General features: G+C 38.7%; 8 protein-coding genes and 1 pseudogene. All 9 read right to left on the bottom strand.

Annotated elements, in window-relative coordinates:
* Positions 1 to 48: 48 nt before the first annotated feature.
* Positions 49 to 1707, bottom strand: coding sequence for an ABC transporter substrate-binding protein (locus QFZ31_RS09675; protein ID WP_307302776.1), 1659 nt, complete (start codon positions 1705 to 1707; stop codon positions 49 to 51).
* Positions 1708 to 1788: 81 nt separating this feature from the next.
* Complete coding sequence (locus QFZ31_RS09680; protein WP_307302778.1) at positions 1789 to 3579, bottom strand: sensor histidine kinase; 1791 nt, start codon at positions 3577 to 3579, stop codon at positions 1789 to 1791.
* Positions 3576 to 5177 carry a response regulator transcription factor gene (locus QFZ31_RS09685; protein WP_307302780.1) on the bottom strand — a complete coding sequence of 534 codons (1602 nt, stop codon included), beginning with the start codon at positions 5175 to 5177 and terminating at the stop codon, positions 3576 to 3578. Before QFZ31_RS09685 ends, QFZ31_RS09680 begins: the two co-directional genes overlap by 4 nt.
* 189 nt (positions 5178 to 5366) lie before the next feature.
* Positions 5367 to 6502: pseudogene (locus QFZ31_RS09690) on the bottom strand (glycosyl hydrolase family 8).
* 390 nt (positions 6503 to 6892) lie between these two features.
* Entirely contained in the window at positions 6893 to 11986 is a 5094-nt protein-coding gene (locus tag QFZ31_RS09695) for an OmpL47-type beta-barrel domain-containing protein (protein WP_307302781.1), read from the bottom strand.
* Between the two features lie 339 nt (positions 11987 to 12325).
* Positions 12326 to 14395: a bifunctional aldolase/short-chain dehydrogenase gene (locus QFZ31_RS09700; RefSeq protein ID WP_307302782.1), complete on the bottom strand. Its 2070-nt coding sequence runs from the start codon at positions 14393 to 14395 to the stop codon at positions 12326 to 12328.
* 168 nt (positions 14396 to 14563) lie between these two features.
* Positions 14564 to 15532 (bottom strand): Gfo/Idh/MocA family protein, encoded by a 969-nt coding sequence (locus QFZ31_RS09705; RefSeq protein ID WP_307302783.1) that lies wholly within the window; start codon positions 15530 to 15532, stop codon positions 14564 to 14566.
* 24 nt (positions 15533 to 15556) lie between these two features.
* Positions 15557 to 16276, bottom strand: a complete 720-nt coding sequence (locus tag QFZ31_RS09710) for a LutC/YkgG family protein (protein WP_307302785.1) — start codon at positions 16274 to 16276, stop codon at positions 15557 to 15559.
* A 1-nt stretch (position 16277) separates the two neighbouring features.
* On the bottom strand, positions 16278 to 17702 hold the full coding sequence (locus tag QFZ31_RS09715) for a LutB/LldF family L-lactate oxidation iron-sulfur protein (RefSeq protein WP_307302786.1): 1425 nt from the start codon (positions 17700 to 17702) through the stop codon (positions 16278 to 16280).
* Between the last annotated feature and the right edge of the window lie 295 nt (positions 17703 to 17997).

A 17997-nucleotide genomic window follows, 5' to 3' on the forward strand; every position in this document is an offset into this window, starting at 1 on the left:
GATAGCCAATTGGGCGATATCGGCCAGCTTTTTCAAGATTCTACTAAACTATTTCTTTGCAGCTGCTTTAATACGATCTTCTACTACCTTATCCATTAAGTCTTCTAAAGCTTTTACGTCTAAAGTATTAAATTCTTTAATATATTCATCCCAAACTTTATCAAAGTCACCCGGCTTAGCTAGAACTAATTTAGGGAAGTAAACTTTCGTTAAGTCAGTTTTTCTTTGACCAAAGATTTGTGCATCAGAGCCTTGTTCAACAACGGCACTCCATGTTGGATACCATGGACGATCGTCGGGATCTGCAAATAAATCAGAGAAAACTTTAACGCCATATGCTTCTAGAATCGCTTTGTCACCATCCGTGTAGGCTACTTGAGCAACTTCAGGCTGTTTTCCAGGAACCCATGCGTTTCCGTCGCTATAAAGCATGTCGCCCATTGGCCAGTAGTACTCAAAAGTGTTTAAACCGGACTTATCACGGAAGTCTTCATCACTTGTTTTAGCATACTGTTCTTCAGTTTGGAAAAATCTACCTTTATCATCCACACTATAAGTCTCGTCTTTAATACCCCAGAACATTAACTTCTGGTTTTCTTCTTTAACCATGTTATCGAAGTACTTAATGATGCGGACTGGATCTTTCGCACTTACTGTGATACCAATACCACGGTTATTAATGAATGCCGGCGGATCGATATATTGATCTTTTTGTCCGTCAAATGTGATTGGAAGCGGCATATAACGTAAATCGTCATTTCCCGCAGCTTTTAGGTTATCTAATGCTTGGTTAACCTGCCAGCCGTAGTCAAAGAATCCTAATACACGGCCAGAAGCTAGTTTTGCAAGATATTCATCATAGTTAGCTACGAATGATTCTTTATCAAATAAGCCTTTGCTGTTTAGTTCATTCAACTCTTTTAGATAACGTTTTGTAATATCATTATCAGCATATACATCTGTTTTATGTGTCTTCATATCCACAATTACTTCACCATCATTTGGGTAGCCTGCTAAATGGTTAGGAACGTTAGATAGTGCAAAGAAGCGCCAGTCATAAGTTAAAGCTGTAAATCCAATAGTAGAAGCGCCATTTACTTCTGGATGTTTCTTTTGATAATCTTCAAGTAAAGCAAAATATTCATCTAGTGTTTTAATTTTAGGATATCCAGCTTCTTTTAAAATGCCGCGTTGAATCCAGAAGGCACCTTGTGTAATATTCGGGTCTTTAATAAACCCTTGCTTAGCCGCGAAAGGAAGGAAGTTAATCTTTCCGTCCTTATCTTTCATTTGCTCCCAATGAGGTCCGTATAGTTTTTTAATATTAGGACCGTGTTCTTCAATCAATTCTGTAAGATCAATAAATGCACCTGCATCTAGTACTTTATCAATTGCGATATCCGGAACAAGAACATCTGGATACTTTCCACTTGCGATCATTGTCCCAATTTTTGTGTTAATGTCACCAACTAGGTACTCTGTTTTGAAGTTAACTCCCGTTTGATCTTCAAAAATTTTCCCGATAGTCGTTTCATTCGTGTTTCCGTCTTTCCCTGGGGAAGCTGCATTAAAATAAGTAAAGGTTACTTTGTCTTTCGAATCACCAGATCCGTCTGCATTACCGCTTGTTTCCTTATCCTTTTCACAGCCAGCAACTGCGATTAACAGGATAAGCATTAAGAGTACTGAGAGAAACTTTTTTGCCATTTTGGAACCCCCTTTTTATTTGTGAAAGCACTTTCATTGTATAATCTAAGGGTCTTCAGCACCATTTAAAAAGTATAGGTGTTACTTAATAAAGTAAAGATTTTTATCCGAATTACTAGAGATTGGACTGTCTATTTGTGATGGGAATTGAATAGTAATGGTTGTACCATAATCCGGATGACTATCAATATTAAAATAAAACTGATCATGATAGTATAGTTTTAATCGATAATACACATTTTTAATGCCCACATTCTCTCTTATATCTTCCTCATTTTCTAATGATGCCAATAATTGCTTTCTCTTTTCTTCAGTAATTCCGGCCCCATTATCCTTAATCACACAGGTTACTGTATCAGCATATAACGAGATGGATACGGAGATTTCTCCATTTTCCTTTAATGGCTCAATACCATGAATGCTGGCGTTTTCTATAAAAGGCAAAAGTGACATATTCGGAATCTTACAATCTTCTGCAGTTTCATCAATATAAATCTGATAATTTAATTTATCTCCGAATCTATATTTTTGAATTTCCAAAAAACTAGTAATTAAATTAACTTCATCCCTAACGGATACAAAGTCCTTCCCCCACGTAAGAGAATTACGAAATATTTTGGCCATGTTATGGATAATTTTCGCGGTTTCTCTTTCATCCTTCATCAAACTTCTCATACGGATCGTTTCTAAAGCATTAAACAAAAAGTGTGGATTTATCTGGCTTTGCAGGGCACTTAACTGCGCACGGTTTCTTTTTATTTCCAAATCCTTATTTTGAATATTGACTAATAAAACGTCATTAATTAAATCATTGATTTTCTTGGTCATTCGATTGAATTCACTTGTTAATTGTCCAATTTCATCCTGATATTCCTGATCATGGATTAACTCAAAGTCCTGGTTCTTCATCCTCTTTACATGGCGAATAATCCTTTGTAATCGGGTTAAAAATGATCTAGAGATAATGACAATAATAATGGTTGGAGCTAAAAAATTGATCATAGCCAATAAGACGATAAAGAGTTTAGACTTATTAACCGTTTTAAGCATTGTTTCTTCCGATATGGTTCCAACCACTGACCAGTCATTTAAGTAAGATCCATTATTCAGCTTTGCACGAATGGTAACTAGACTTTGTTCTTTTTCTATTTGATTAAATTTGATTGGCTTACTGAGCTGTTGTTTTAGAGATTGATTATTTGTGTATTCAATTTCTCCTTTTTCATTAAGTAAATATACATCCCCTTTAAACGTTACATTGTTGAAGATATCTCTTATTGTGACTGGATTAATTTCAACCTTTACGAACTTTTGTTTATCATTGTAAAAATAATCTAAATTACGGATGATACTAAAGGTTTCAAAATTCTGATCGGAAGGTGTATCAATGAGAATTTGTGAGCCATTACTATTGGTTAAGGCATCCTTAAAGTTTGTTAATTCTTGTTGAAGGCTGTCAATGGAATAAACCCCGCCTGAATAGATGACAGACGGGTTATCCGTATAAAAGCGAATAGAGTTAATAGATGGGTTTATAGGACTAGACTGATTATAGTTCCTTAAAAAGCTATTATGTTTTTCGATATAATCTATAGATGAGACATAGTCCTTTTCCAAAAATAGATTTAAATTTAAGTTCGTATATAAAGAGGAGGAAATTCCTACTGCTTGGTCGATAATGGTACTAAAATCTCTATTAATCTGTTGCAATGCCAATGTGGAATCTTGCATTTGCTGTTTTTTAACATTTTCAATGGTAACGATATAAAAGATTACATTTGTAAGTACAATGGGAATAAATACAGCAAAAAAGTACATAATTAACATTTTGTTCTTTAATAGAATATTATGAAAACTTCTGCTTTTCCTCATTTTCCTATCACTTTTCTTTCGTTGATTAATTTATTTCGATACTCAGAAGGCGTGATATTTTCTAACTTACCAAAGATAGTGACAAAGTAATCAGTATTATTAAACCCCACACATTCAGCAATTTCATAAATTCTTTTTTCCGATTGACGCAGCATTTTTTTCGCTTCATTAATTCTTACTTGCAGTAAATAATCCTTGAAGTAGATTCCATAGGTTTTCTTAAACAATTGTCCTAAATATACTGGATTCATAAAAAACTTACTGGCTATGGTTTTTAAGCTAATGTTTTCATGGTAATGGAGGTCAATGTATTGTTTTATTTTGTGCGCTTCTCCATTAGCAGACTGTTTTCGTAATTTAGCTATTTCCTCTTTACACTCTATAATAAAATGAATCATTAATTCCTTTAGCTGAGGTAAAGTCAAGTTGTAATTATGTAAGGTGTATATCATTCGATAGGATTGTAAACTTGAAGGTTCTCCTCCCATTTTCCTTATAATTTTTAAAACAGAATGTACAAAACTATTAAGAGAAGCAAGAAAAGCCGTATGAGATAGTTTCTTTGATACTAGAGATTGAAACAGATTCTCTAGTGAATGACTGATTTGAGGTGTTGATTCTTCTTCAATATGTTCAACTAATGATTGATAAATGGTTTCGTCGGGTTCAGCAATAGAGATCGGTTTATCGACAATTTCTTCAAAGATAATGATTCCATTTTCGTTGTTTGCATATTTATGCTGTTTTGCCCTTTCAACACCATCAGCTGATTGTTTCAACAAAGTAAGACTAGGAACAGCTTCACCAACATAAAAGGTAAAATCCTCAGATATTCTGTTCGTAAGTTCCTTCTTTACCCACGTCATAAATTTTTTTATGCTCATTTGAAACCTTGCTAAGTGATTAGAGGTAATGAGGACACCTACAGCGCCTTGTGCTGCTTTCTGGATCCATATTCTTTCATGGGTGCTGCATACATCCCGAATCACAGCTGCTAATGTCCTTTTGATCTGTTGTACTCTTTCCTCATTGTTTAAAGCAGATTCCCCAAGTAATCCATTTACTTCAATTAATAGGTAAAAGAACTCATTAGGGTTCCCTACCGAAAGGAGATTTAAAAGGCCTGCTGAATGATCATTGTCCGCAGCATTCCCTAAAAGTAGATGGTTAAAAAGAATATTTGCTTGTTCTTCGAGCCTTTGTTCATCACGCTTTTTTTGTTCGTTAATGGTTTTGGAAAGTGATCTTAGTGTTTGTTCAATTTCATCCTGATCAATCGGCTTTAGGACAAAATCATGGACACCGTATCTTAATGCTTGTTGTGCATATTTAAAATCACTATGTCCGCTGATGATAATAAATTTTGTTTGAACTCCTTCTATTTCGATTGCTTGTTTAATGAGTCCAATTCCATCTAGTACAGGCATACGGATATCAGTAATGATAAGATCTGGGTTTACTTCATGCATCATCTTTAAGGCGTCTTCGCCGTTTGCGGCCTCGCCTGCTACCTGAAATCCGCAGTCTTCCCAATTGATTAGATTTCTTAATCCTTTGCGGAAATACATTTCATCATCTACTAATATTACTTTGTTCATTTCCGTCCCACTCCTGTTCCCAATGGTTAGTTAAGATTAATAAAACGTTTTCAAATACAAGTGTGTTGTTGTTCTCCGTTCCAGGCACTTGCTTTCCACTCTAATCAACAACGTGCATAGATAATAAATGCTTTGATTTAAATATAAGGCCCACAAATCATAACCTTGCGGGCCTTATATTTATTAAACTTATTTATTCGGCATCCAAATTTTGTAGTTGCCGCTCAGGGCTAGAATACTGAAGAAGTATAGCAATTGTCGTAGTATCTTCTGACTCCTGTTCTTACTGGGGTATTCCAGAGTAGTTCCACCCATTTTTTTCCTTCTATATCATCTGCCGCCAATGAAGCCATGGCGTTGGTTGCGAGCAAACCAACAGGATGAAGTGATTTCTCTTCAAATGGTTCACCTGCAATCGTATATCGGCGGTAGTCAGCAGGGTCTTTGTCGGCAAAGAAGGCCTGGATCTTGTTGGCTTCTTCACGCTCCCATTCATCTCCACTAAACCATTCATAATCAAGACCAATGTTTGCTGCAACCCGATATGAGTCGCTAAAGAAATGCCCATAGCCATTTTCATTGTTTGGCGTTCCATCATAATATGCATATTCAGGTGCCAAACCTGTTTCTGGATGACAAGTAATTTTTAGAAATTCTCTGCTTGCAGCAGCTGCTTCCTTCCAAAACGGCCGATCCTCTTCGTATGCCCATAGTGCAAAGAGTTCATAGAAGTGTGGTAAATGATAAGATGGATCAGAAAACTCACAATTAGGTATAAATTTTATTAATTTATTTTTCGGACTCCACATTGGATAACCGTCACCATTTTCTCCTTTATGTATACAAGTTCGCAGCAAGTCTTTCGCCTGAACGCTATAATTAAACGGTGCTGCACCATCACCCCAGCGATGAGAAGCAAAGAATAACGCCATTGCAAAAAACTCTTCTCCATCAGGTGCAGGACCATAGGCCCGTTTAGAACCGTCTGGGTTACAAGACCAAGCAAAGTAGCCAGCATTTTCTCCCGTTGTCATATACTTGTACTTCATGGTCCACTTCCACAAACGGTCAAAGACATCTTTATTGTCCAATTGCACTGCCATCATCATCCCATAGGACATGCCTTCAGACCGCACATCCAGGTTTCCAGTATCAAGCATGTACCCTAAATCATCGCCAACGGGATAGTAAATTCTAGTATCCTCATTTCCATTAAATAACTCGTTCCAATTGCGCTGAATTCTAGTTGAAATTTCTTCATCTGTTTTTCCAATTTCTTTAAATAGATTGCGATATTGCCCTGTATAAAAAGATCCCTCCTGCATTTCCAATAATCTTGACATATTTTCCCCTCCAATTAATTAGAATGAATGAATCTATCATTTTATTGAAGTCTTATGCGCCTAAACTTGATGTTAAATAGTTGAAATGTGCTGGGATTCATGAACTGCCAGCACATTTTAACTTGTAAATATGTACACTGTGATAACGCTTACAGATATTTCTAATAAAAGGTAAATGATTTACTTACCTTGTATTTTATTTTATTATAGCCACAGAGTTATAGTTTGTCTATCGAGTAAACAAAGTATTATTAAAAATTTTTCGAAACTTATGTAAACATTTAAAAACTCATTTTTGAATACTATTCTTTTTGCTGTTTCTTTTCAAAATAAAACGGTCCCAAAGTTGGAAACACTTTGGGACCTGGTTTTTTATTTCTTTAAGACTTCTGCAAATTTGATTAAAATTTGTGCCTGGTAATTTGTGAAGTCTTTATCCATGCTTGCATTAACTTCTTTGATAAAAGCATTTAGTTGTCCGTCTCTTGCACTCGTATTGCCTCGTTCGTGAGCAGCTTTAGCTGCCTCTAGTTTTACAAGTAAAGAGTTTCCTTTATTAGTTTCTTCAACAGTGTTTACCTTAGCAGTTTCAACGCCATTACCAGTCAGGAACAATTTGGTCAACTCGCCAAGACTGTCAAAGTTAACCATGACGTTGATCGTAACTGATTTCATAGAATTGTTGCCTGCAACATCTTCCCCTTCTACCGTATACGTATGGCTGCCTAGACCAAGCTCGTATGCTGGTATAGAAACATCTTCACATGTGGATGATGCTACTCCTGATAAGGCATCAGTTGCCTGACAAGTAACACTAATATGTTGATCTACTGTGAATGATGTTCCATCCTCAACGGAGAACGTGATTTCTGGAGCAGTTTGATCAATGTTTATAGAGATCGATTTCTTTTCCTCGATATTACCAGCATGATCCATACTCCAATATTCAAGAACATGTTTGCCATCTTCTGCTATCGTTACGGTATTTCCTTTCTGTTCAGTAGAACCATCTAAAGAATGATAGGTTGCTTTAATACCAGATTGATAATCATAACCGGTCAAATTCACGGTAACAGGGTTATGATACCACCCCTCCTGTACGTCACCTGTTAGCTCGTATTCTGTATCCGGTGCATTTACATCTGGTATTTCTACTACATCAATGCTCGGTACATGAGGCTTCTCCATACCTGTTCCAAGGAAGAAGCTAGTATGCGGCGGCTGGTTATATCCGACATTTTGCCACGCAATCGATAAACGGTACTGAGGATCATGCATTAAGGTGTAAATTCTATTTTCGGTTTCCTCTGTTGTCATGTACACTCTAAGGGCACTACTATCATCTGTTCTCCAAATGATTTCTTCTCTCCAGTCACCTAACAAATCAGCCTGCAGGACAGGATTTCCTTTTGTACTGTTATTGGTTTGCGTTCCTTCAGCAGTTAGAATATTTACTAGCTTACTATTTTCATAGTCCCACTTATCAATGGTTCCAACGCCTGTTGATGTGGCATCATCCCATTTATGATCAACTAACTCGCGAGACAAGTCTCCATCCCACCAAATCGCAAAATTACTTGAAGGAATATTTTCGGATATTTTTTCTCCCTTTGCAGTGTGAATTCCGCCAACCTTACTATTCCAAGCACCAGAAATTGCCCATGCTTCAGCCCCATCGTACCTAGGGTCAATATCAGCTGAGACACCACGACCAGTATCCTGGCCCGTTTTCACACCCCAAAGAATTTCACCCGTTTCTGCATCACGCATGTCATATCCGTATGGACCTTCTTTATGCTCCTGGACTGCGAAAACTTCAAGTCCTGGTCTTGTTGGGTCAAGATCACTCACATGCTGAGCATCCCCATGTCCTAAACCGGTTGCATATAATCCCTTGCCATTATCATCAATTACCGCTTGACCATAGACAATTTCATCTTTTCCGTCTGTGTCGACATCCGCCACGCTTAAATTATGGTACCCTTGACCAGCATAATCTCTTTGACCTTCATCGTTTGAATCAAAGACCCACTGTTTTGTCAATTTACCATTCGTAAAATTGTATGCCGCAAGCACTGATCTCGTATAGTATCCACGAGCCATAATAATGCTTGGTGTCTCTCCATTTAGATACGCTACTGCTGCTAGGAAACGATCCACACGGTTTCCATAAGTGTCACCCCATGCGCCCACGTCCCCTCGAGGAGGTTCATACTCGGTCGTATCAAGTGCTTTTCCGGTCTCTCCTTCAAATACAGTCAAGTACTCTGCACCTTGCAGGACGTATCCTGTACTGTTACGGTGATCAGCGTCCGCTCTGCCAATTACGGTTCCCTGTCCGTCTTTTGTTCCATCTGCAGTTTTGAATACAACCTCTGCTTTTCCGTTCCCATCGAAATCATAAACAAGGAATGGGGAGTAGTGCGCACCGGCACGGATATTTTTTCCTAAATCAATACGCCACTTTAAGGTTCCATCCATTTCATAGGCATCTACATAAACATTACCTGTATAGCCTGCTTGAGAGTTATCCTTGGAATTGGTTGGATCCCACTTTAACACTAACTCGTACTCACCATCAGCATCTAAGTCACCGATACTGGCATCATTTGCACGGTATGAATATGGGTCACCAAGTGGTGTCACACCGTCCGCTGGTTTTTGAAGCGGGATATCAAAGTAATTTTGATTTAATACCTTCGTTGTTTCCTTTGATTTTCTTTCTTTTCCGCTAAGGACCGCGCGAACCTCATAAACGGATTCAGCTTTTCCGTCCTTGTCGACATAGTTGGTGCTCGTTGTAATGGGTTCAGTATTAATCTTTTCACCATCACGGTAGATGTTAAAACTAATGCTTTCAGAATCTGCTCCGAGCATTCTCCAGCTGACAAAAACACCTTCATCTGTTTTCATCGCAACTGGTGCACGGTCAAGCTCTTCCATTTGACGTTTAAGTTTCGTTACAGCTGGTGTTTTCAAAACTTTAGATTGTTCAGAAATGCCACCTGCATTAACAGCTGAAACTTTATAAAAATAAGGAATCGTTGTTAAAACAGTTTCATCTTTGTAAGAAGCCGTTTTCGTCTTTCCGATAAATTCGTAAGTTCCCTTTTCCTTATTTGAACGATACACATTATAGGTAATCGCTCCTTCTACCTGATCCCAGCTAATTGTAAGGTCATTCTTGTTGACTTCACCTACTTTTAAATGATCTGGTGCAGCTGGAACTGGCTGTGATGGATCGACCATTACTACTTTTAGCGGTAGTGAGGGATCCGTTTCTACAGTGGCATTATCAATTGTTGTAGCCACATACTCATATTCCATTCCGACATCGACGGTATTATCTGTGAATGACGTTGTTGAGCTGCTGCCCACTAAGGTAAATTCACTTGTGCCTGCCACTTTACGGTAGACGTTATATTTTACTGCGTCCTCAACTGCTTTCCATGATAATGTGACGAATGGATTTTCAGCGTCCATTGATTTCTCATCCACTTTAAGTTCGGATGGAGCAATTAGGATTGGGGTGATTTCAACACCGTTTACAATCGCTGTTGAACCACCAAAACTAAAATTCATTTGTCCATCTTTTACGGAAACCTGAGAAACAACTTTTGTTGTATAGTTATTTTTAGGTGCAGAAATTGTACCATAATCCTGCCCTTCCACTGCTAGAGTTGTTCTGGCACTTCCTGTGTAATCACCAACATAGACTTTCAATGCATAAAGTCCGTTTGGCACATCGACATTAAATTTCCAACCTACGTTAAAATAGCCCAGCCAATCACGAGTCACATTGTCACCAGTTTTGCGGTCTCGTCCAATCATGCCTGTAGCATCAACTATCCCGTAACCTCTTTCAGGTGTATAAAGCGTTGAAAGATTAACCTCTGTAAACCCTTCGGAAACCGGACTTCCTGCTATCCCAAAATCAAACTTTAAAGTTGCTTCTTTGGTTGTAAATTGTTTTACATCTGATATTTCAGATTCACCTTTTCCATTAACCGCTGTTACATAAACATCGTATGTTTTTCCTTCTTCCATACCTGTGATATTCAGTTGAGAAATAGTAGAAGATCCAATCAATTTATACTCGCTATCAGTTGATAATTTACGGTAAACCCTGTAAATGTCAGCACCTTCAACTGCTTTCCACGTGACTAGCGCACCTGCGTTACTAATGCTGCTAACCACTACATCCGCTGGCTTAGCTGGAGCGTTTGCAGGGGGTTCAATACCCGTAACATACTGAGAAAGCGAAATATTCAGATTTTTAATTTCATCTGATACAAGACGCGCGAGCTGGATTGCTCCGTACTCTTGGAAGTGTGTATTATCCTGTGAACCATTTGGGAATGCAGTATAAACACCCGGGTCTGTATGTAGGAAAACAGAAAGACTTCCTTCAGGCCCAATGGTATCGTAATAGGCAACACTTCGTGCACTTAAGTCAACCACGTTTACATTCATTTCTGCCGCTACTTCTTTCATTCCCTGCACATACTCTGGAAAGCTGACATTAAACTTTCCTGTAGTGGCATTAAAATCTCGTCTGCCGACCGGGGTCACTAGAATTGGAATCGCTCCCCGCTGACGAGCACCATTAATATACGTTTTTAAATAATTTTTATAGTCAGGGACAGATGCGTATCGTTCAGGAATACTGATGGTTGCATCGTTATGACCAAATTGTACTAGAAAAAAGTCGTTAGGCTTTATTTCTCTTAAAACATTATCTAATCGTCCTTCATTGATAAATGACTTTGTACTTCTTCCCCCAATGGCGTGGTTCTTAAAGGTTACATCAGAACTGAAATAGCGTGGAATCATTTGACCCCAGCCTGCTTCTGGCCGCCAATATTCATCGTAAGTCTGAACGGTTGAGTCCCCAGCGATATAAACGGTTGGAAGTTCACCCGCTGTTCTTTCTGGAAGTTTCTCAATGGTCATTGCGTTTACTTTTGGGTTTGTACCAGTAAATTCAAAGTTTAATTGTCCATCTACTAGGGCAATTTCAAACTCACGCTCAATAAATTCACTTTTTAAAACGGCCGCGTTTTGAACCTTTTGGATATTTTCTGCCTTAATACCTATATTTGTCGTGTCGTCCTTGTCGCCGGCAATGACAGTGACCAAATAATCACCATTCGGAAGGTCCACATTAAAGGAGGTCTCAGTTGTTGAAATAAAATCTGATTTCAAGGAGTCTGATGTTGATCGGTCTTGTGAGGTTACCTTGGAGATATCAGCAAAACCGTAGCCTGTTTCTGCTGAGTAAGCTGTGTCTGAAGAAACTTTAGTATAACCATCTTCCACGGAACTTGTTGGTGTTCCAAAGTCAAACTTCTTTAAGAGTGAAGATTCTTCCGCCGATACTTGAATAGGGCCAGCGGGTATAGAGGTTAATAGTAACAATAAACTTAGAATAACTGCAAAATACTTCCTGGAACTTTTTCTTTTCATTTTCACAAATTTCCTCCCTACAACCTGTATTCTAATCTAATAAACTAACTTTGTAGTTCCTGAAACCAACTCCTTTTTACACTGTTTTGACAGCGTTTTCACATGTATAATAGCCCCATTTGTTGCTTTTTAGTTAGAAAAAAAACAGTCAAGAATGTTTAAAATTCAGTGCTTATCAAAAATTGAACATTTATACCTACTTATCGTTAGATATATTTACTCATAAAAATACATTTATCAACATAACTAATTGGCTTTTTACCTAGGTATTTACAAACAAAAAGAGGTATAGAAAAGACTCTCTACCTATTGATAGAGAGTCTAGATCTTAAATTAATCTTATCTAGTAAACGCAGCAGGAACCCCGCCATCTACTGTTAACATACATCCTGTTGTTCTATCTGATTTAGATGAAGCAAAGAATGCGATGGATTCAGCAATATCTGATGGGTAGATATTTACTAGTAATGTCGTACGCTTACGATAGTGTTCTTCTAATTGATCAGGGTGAATTCCATATGCTGCTGCACGTTCTTCTCTCCAGCTTGACCCCCAAATCGCAGAACCTTGTAGAACAGCATCCGGAAGAACAGAGTTAACACGAATACCAAACTCGCCGCCTTCAGCAGCAATACATCTTGCCAAGTGTGTTTCAAGTGCTTTTACAGAGCTATATGCTGCTGCATTTTTACCAGCGTAAACAGAGTTTTTCGAACCGATAAATACCATGTTACCGCCGATTCCTTGATCCTTCATTTGCTTGAATGCTTCACGTGCAACTAAGAAATATCCAGTACCTAAAACATTCATGTTTAAGTTCCACTCTTTAAGAGATGTTTCATCAAATGGACTAGATGTTGCAAGACCTGCGTTGTTAACAATGATGTCTACTCCGCCAAAGTTAAGTGCTGTTTGGTCATAGGCCGCTTGAACCATCTCTTCACTTGTAACGTCCATTTTCACAGCCAATGCACGGTTAGCACTGTATTGTTCGTTAATTTCAGTCGCTACTTTTTCTGCACCTTCAAGGTTTAAATCTGCCAGCACAACGTGAGCACCTTCTGAAACTAGGCGACGAGCTGTTTCACTACCGATACCGCCCGCACCACCAGTGATGAATGCTACTTTACGAGAAAATTCAGCTTCAGCTGGAGCAAGGGTCAATTTGTATAATTCTAATGGCCAGTATTCCACGTTGTAAGATTCGTTTTCACTTAGTGAAACAAAGTTTCCTAGAGTTGTAGCACCTTTCATAACCGCAATCGCACGGTGGTATAGCGCGCCGCTTACTCGTGAGTTATTTACATCCTTACCAGAATTCACCATACCTACTCCAGGAATTAAAATAACACGTGGAGCTGGTTCAAACATTTTGTCGCCTTCATTTTTGTTGCGCTCGAAGTAAGCTTTGTATCCTTCTTTGAAGCTAGCAACGCCTTCTTTAATAGCTGCGATTAATGCTTCCACATCTTTTGTTTGCGGATCCCAATTGATGTAAAGTGGAACCATTTTTGTATGAACTAAATGGTCTGGACATGCTGCTCCGATTTGTGAAAGTTCTGGTGCCTGATGGCTGTTTACAAATTGAAGGACATCTTCACCGCGATCATACGTTAAGAGCATTTTCTTTTCTTCACTTACTGCACCACGGATGATTGGCATAACCTTTGCTAGAATACTAGTTGCTTCTTCATCGGAAAGAGATTGATACTTTTGACCGCCAAAAGCAGTTTCTTCATTTGATTTTGCATTGATAAAGCTTTCCGCTTCATTGATAATCTCAATTGTTTTTGCATAGGACTCTTCTGAAGTTTCTCCCCAAGTTACAAGTCCGTGTTTTTCCATTAATACAAGCTCTGCATTTGGATTGTTTCTTACACCTTCTGCAATCATTTTTGAAAGTGTAAAGCCAGGGCGTACATATGGTACCCAAACAAAACGATTTCCAAAAATCTCTTCTGCAATCTGCTTGCCGTTGTCTGCACAGCAAATGCTGATAATTGCGTCTGGGTGTGTATGGTCAACATGCTTGAATGGTAAGAAAGCGTGTAATAACGTTTCGATGGACGCTCTTGGATGCTTGCTGTCAATCATACAATGTGAAAGATATGCCACCATATCTTCATCTGTCATTTCATCGCGTTCGAATAATGGGCGGATGTCCTCTAAATTTAGACCCGTAAAGTTTTGAGCCTTCATCGTTGCTAGATCAGAGCCGCTGCCCTTTACCCACATAACCTCGATATCACGTCCACGGAAGTCTTTCTCCGTTGTTTTCATGGAAGTATTGCCGCCACCCCAGTTACATACGGCACGATCTGTTCCAATCAAATTGGAACGATACACTAATTCTTCTACCCCTTTTGCTACTTGTGAAGCTTTTTCACTTTCCCATAAGTTCTTTACCATCTACTAGTTCCCCCGTTTGTTTGTAATTATGTTTGTTATCTTCTGTTTTATTATAATATATGTTTGTTTATTTTTGAATAGTAAAGTAATAAATCTTTTTATTTTTTTGATTTTTTTATATAAAAAGCCGACAAGCACTTTAACTTGTCGACTTTCGTTTTTTTATTGTTACATGAATCCCAATCTAATTGGCTGACCGCTTATTGCAGATCGATTGGCCGCAAGTGTAACTGTGTGGGTTTTTAAAGAATCTTTGTAGTCCGATAATATTCCTGTAGGATTACCAGTTCTAACTGCTTCAAGAAATATCTCATTTTCAGCAATATATGGATTAACTTGTTCTTTATGTTCTAATATTTGTTTACCTTTAATATCACGTACATGCTCATTACGTAACTCTATTATTCCTTCTTCTGTAAATAAATCCAAGCCGACTTTACTGGTATTTGTCAGAATACAAGTATTTGATATGGTCGCTACCATGCCATTCTGCAGCTTCATAGTGACACTGCCAACATCTGGCGCTGTGGTTCCTTCTACCTTTTCCTGCATAATCTTGCTGCTATAGGCTGCATACACTTCGGTAATATCACCGCACAAGAAACGTAAAAGGTCAACGATATGCGTGGTCTGTTCAACAAATTGTCCCCCTGATTTAGTTACATCTCTCCACCACGGAACCATCGGCATGTCCCCCATCCAATACCCTAGAGCCATCCCAACTTTACGATCTTGAAGTAATGACAAGGCTTTCTTAGTGGTTTCTTTATAACGCCAGTGATACCCAACTGAAGTAATGAGACCTTTTTCTTCTATTCTTTTCGCAATTTCAAGCGGCTGTTCATCTATTCCTAAAGGCTTTTCTACAAAAAATGGAATGTTTCTTTCTATCAAAGCAAATTCAATATCGCCATGAGCCATAGGTGGTACGCAAATATAGACAGCGTCGAGTTTTTGTTTCTCTAACATTTCATCTACATTTGAATACCCCTTTGCATTTGACCAGTTTCTTGCTTCTTTTTCAGCCTTTTCAATACTTGTTCCACAAAAGGCAGTAACCTCTACTCCATCCATATCTCCAAATATAGCCGCATGCGTTTTCGCAAACCAGCCGGTACCAATAATCCCTACTTTCATGGAAATCGCTCCTTTGTATTTCGGTTATAAATCATTAATCACGATATAAGAAGCCTTTACTGGTCCATGAACACCAACAACCAAATTTAATTCGATATCTGCTGAATTACTTGGTCCGGTAATAAAATTGATACATGAAGCTACATGACCTGTTTTTTCGTGTATTTCCCTCATTTTTTGTGCAGCTTGTGTCATCCTTGGTACTAGCGAACTTTTTGGAATTAGTGCAATATAAGTCGCTGGTAAAAAGCTCACAGTCCTGCCTTTGTCCTGGTCACTGAATAATACAACGGTTCCTGATTCCGCCAATGTGATTTCACTAATCGTGATACCGACATTTGCCTTTTCCGCTTTTGTGATATTTTCCGAACCCTTTGTATGATCCCATTCATACACATCATAATCCTGGCTTGGCCATTGTGTTTTCAGTAATGAGTTAAGACCCCATTTCGAAAACCGTTCATCCTTCCAAGTAACGATGGGACCACCGCCATAATTGGTGACAACTTCGTTAAGGGTGGATGGCAGATCTTTAAGTTCTGTTTGATATAGGGTAGTATGGATTTTTTTACACTGCTCTGCTAACACTTCTAAAAGCTCATCTTGTGTTGCATCTTTTAATACCTCATCCTGTGGTCTAAATTTCCATGTTGGCCGTTCGACCTTAGAGGAAATCCGTGAACGACCAAGCTGGCTGGCAATTTGATTTAAGAATGAATCACGATTTTGTATGGTACCAGTCATCTTAGTTGCCCCCTTTTTCACGATTGTTAAACCAATCTCTAAATCTCTCTTTATTTGGTGCTGGAAACTCGCGAATTTCTGTCCAAGCCTTTAACGGTCCAGGACCCTTAGAGATCTTGTCGCCAGAGGTAAATGGATTCATCGCAGTTGGAGCAATTTTTGAACCAATCTTATATAAAATTGGTGACGCTGCACCTAACCCAAATGCCTTCATCGCTAGTTTTTCAGTTATTGGTGCCTTCCCTTCCTTTTCAACAATCACTTCTCTATGCTTGTGAAGGAGGTTATGCAAAGGAATTTTTACCGGGCAAACTTCCGTACATGCTCCGCAAAGTGTCGAAGCATACGGTAGCTCTTTAAATTCATCATAACCACCGAGCAGTGGAGAAAGCACAGCCCCTATTGGTCCTGAATAAATAGAACCGTAAGAATGACCACCCACATGTCGATAAACTGGACAAACATTTACACATGCCGCACAACGAATACATTGCAGGACTGACTGGAATTCTCCCCCTAGGATTTTAGAGCGTCCATTATCAACGATTACAAGGTGGAATTCCTCAGGACCATCCACGTCTAGTTCTTCTCTTGGTCCTGTAAGGACGGTAATATAACTCGTTAATTTCTGACCCACAGCACTTCTGGTTAAAAGGGAGACTAATACTTCCATTTCTTCAAAGGTTGGGACAATGCGTTCCATGCCCATAACGGTAATCTGTGTTTTTGGTAAGGCGGTAACTAAATCAGCATTCCCTTCGTTTGTTACTAAACTAAAGGAGCCTGTTTCAGCCACTGCAAAGTTACACCCGGTAATGCCAATATCGGCTGACAAATATTCTTCTCTCAGCATTTCCCGTGCATGCCAGGCCAATTCTTCTGGCTTTGAAGTTTTCGTGTAGCCAAGTTTGTCAGTAAACACATCGCGAATTTGTTCTTTGTTTTTATGTAACGCCGGCACCACAATATGCGATGGCGGGTCATGATCATCGACTTGAAGAATGTATTCACCAAGGTCGGTTTCAATGACCTCACAGCCTTCCTGTTCCAAAGCAGCATTTAAGCTGATTTCCTCGGTTACCATCGATTTTGATTTTACAATCTTTTTCGCGTTTTTCTGCCTTACAACTTCTCGAATATAGTCATTTGCCTCTTCTTTTGTTTGGGCAAAAAATACATGCCCTCCTCTTTTTGCAACATTTTCACTAAGTTGCTCAAGATAATAATCTAAGTTTTCAAGAACATGCTGGCGAATTTCTTCTCCATGTGAGCGCCAGTCCTCCCAGTTTCCCAGTTCCTCCGTCACAAGGCGCCGTTTTACACCCATTCCATCCTGTGCACCAGAAACGGCCCCACGCATAAAATCATCATGAATCCCTTTATCGACACGGTCCTTAAATTGTTCATTGCCTATTTTCATGGCCATTCGTTATTCACCCATCCTTCGTATAAAACGCTTCGTTACCTATTGGTCTCATGAACACTCTATGAGGCCACTTTTTCTTTTTTTCGCTTCATTTGGGTCTCATGAACACTCTATGAGACCTCTTTTTTCTTTTTTTAGCTACTTTTGGGTCTCATGAACACTCTATGAGACCTCTTTTTTCTTTTTTAGCTACTTTTGGGTCTCATGAACGCTTTATGAGGCCACTTTTTTCTTTTTTCGCTTCATTTGGGTCTCATGAACGCTTTATGGGACCTCTTTTTTCTTTTTTTAGCTT

It is taken from the genome of Neobacillus niacini (assembly GCF_030817595.1).
Classification (GTDB): Bacteria; Bacillota; Bacilli; order Bacillales; family Cytobacillaceae; genus Neobacillus; species Neobacillus niacini_G.

Bases quoted from the DNA above. Each gene is read 5' to 3' on its own strand.
- QFZ31_RS09680 (WP_307302778.1), bottom strand. From the start codon at position 3,579: ATGAGGAAAAGCAGAAGTTTTCATAATATTCTATTAAAGAACAAAATG.
- QFZ31_RS09705 (WP_307302783.1), bottom strand. From the start codon at position 15,532: ATGAAAGTAGGGATTATTGGTACCGGCTGGTTTGCGAAAACGCATGCG.
- QFZ31_RS09710 (WP_307302785.1), bottom strand. From the start codon at position 16,276: ATGACTGGTACCATACAAAATCGTGATTCATTCTTAAATCAAATTGCC.
- QFZ31_RS09675 (WP_307302776.1), bottom strand. From the start codon at position 1,707: ATGGCAAAAAAGTTTCTCTCAGTACTCTTAATGCTTATCCTGTTAATC.
- QFZ31_RS09695 (WP_307302781.1), bottom strand. From the start codon at position 11,986: ATGAAAAGAAAAAGTTCCAGGAAGTATTTTGCAGTTATTCTAAGTTTA.
- QFZ31_RS09685 (WP_307302780.1), bottom strand. From the start codon at position 5,177: ATGAACAAAGTAATATTAGTAGATGATGAAATGTATTTCCGCAAAGGA.
- QFZ31_RS09715 (WP_307302786.1), bottom strand. From the start codon at position 17,702: ATGGCCATGAAAATAGGCAATGAACAATTTAAGGACCGTGTCGATAAA.
- QFZ31_RS09700 (WP_307302782.1), bottom strand. From the start codon at position 14,395: ATGGTAAAGAACTTATGGGAAAGTGAAAAAGCTTCACAAGTAGCAAAA.